Origin of the sequence: Phocaeicola coprocola DSM 17136 (assembly GCF_000154845.1) — a bacterium.
GTDB classification, from domain to species: Bacteria; Bacteroidota; Bacteroidia; order Bacteroidales; family Bacteroidaceae; genus Phocaeicola; species Phocaeicola coprocola.
In genome coordinates, this window is the sequence record NZ_DS981445.1 from 1,692 (window position 1) to 2,692 (window position 1,001).

Sequence of the window (1,001 nt, forward strand, 5' to 3'; positions counted from 1 at the left end):
AAGCGGGGAACGCTGTTAGGCGTTATCACGCTTTGTTATAAACTCAAATTACTTTGCATGATTGGCTTTTATTTACCCACCATTCCTGTTCTTCCACCTCACGAGCCTTTTGTATCTCGTCCGTTGTCAGATTTTCATTGTGATAGGCATTATATAGATTTTCCCAACCATTCTTAACAAATTTCGGTGATACAATCCATTCGCCTGCATCATTAAACCGGCAGAAGTTTGCAGGAGTATCGGGTATAATCTCATCTGCCCAAGAACAGACTTTTGTCAGTCCCTTTGCGGATTTCCACTTACCCCGATATTCAGATAAGTTCAATTTCAGTTCTGCTATTTCATTCCGTCCTTTCTCTATTTGCTGGCCGCTCATCCGATACCCCTGCTTGAAAGAACCGGAGAAATGTAACGCTATATCGTTTATCTCCGAATTCCTCAAACGAGTAATACCCGTATATGAAACCGTCCAATTCCGTATATTCACTTTTTATCATTTGGGAACAGGAAGAATGCTATCTACACAAACCTTTCCCTTAAACGGACAGATTACGGATAATCGGGTACGACTGATACCCTTTATCTCATATTCTCTACTATCCATTTTCCGAACTTCGGTAATATGAATATCAATTCGGCTACAATCTTCTCCTAATATGCCAATCATGCTTAAATTGTCAAACAAGCCCGAAAGGTCTTGCTGCAAAATATCTGCTTTGGGATTTTGTGAATAGGCTACTCCACAAAACCAAAAGAGTAAAAAGATAATGATATGGTATATTTTCTGTTTCATATTTTGCATTACTGTTTATAATGGCTTGACCAGGAGCTGCGTTTAACAACTAACTTGGCTTGGTATCATTGATTTATTTTGGTATAACTGCACAGGTAAATTTTAATCCTGTGATTGATATTGCCTCCCCAATTCTCCCAGTTCATCTGTGTTATAAACAGTGCAGAAGGAGACTATCCCGAAAGATGAAATGACAGAAGAATTTCCT

Annotated in this window: 1 pseudogene; it reads right to left on the reverse strand. The window is 38.9% G+C overall.

The window, feature by feature from the left end:
- Positions 1–43 precede the first annotated feature (43 nt).
- Positions 44–793: pseudogene (locus BACCOP_RS02535) on the reverse strand (hypothetical protein).
- Positions 794–1,001 lie beyond the last annotated feature (208 nt).